Raw genomic sequence first — 202 nt, forward strand, 5'->3', positions numbered from 1 at the left:
GGCGTTGTTCGCGGTCGAGGTGGCGTTGTTCCGGCTGTTGGAGTCGTGGGGTGTGCGGCCGGACTTTGTGGCTGGTCACTCGGTGGGTGAGATCGCGGCCGCGCATGTGGCGGGTGTGCTGTCGCTGGAGGACGCGGCGAAGCTGGTGTCGGCGCGTGCGGCGCTGATGCAGGCGTTGCCCGTGGGCGGGGCGATGGTCGCC

Annotated in this window: 1 protein-coding gene; it reads left to right on the plus strand. The window is 70.8% G+C overall.

The window, feature by feature from the left end; translation table 11 throughout:
* On the plus strand, positions 1-202 hold a 202-nt coding region (locus tag IO33_RS45550), incomplete at both ends, for an acyltransferase domain-containing protein (protein ID WP_037687717.1).

Source organism: Streptomyces durhamensis (assembly GCF_000725475.1).
Taxonomy (GTDB): domain Bacteria; phylum Actinomycetota; class Actinomycetes; order Streptomycetales; family Streptomycetaceae; genus Streptomyces; species Streptomyces filipinensis.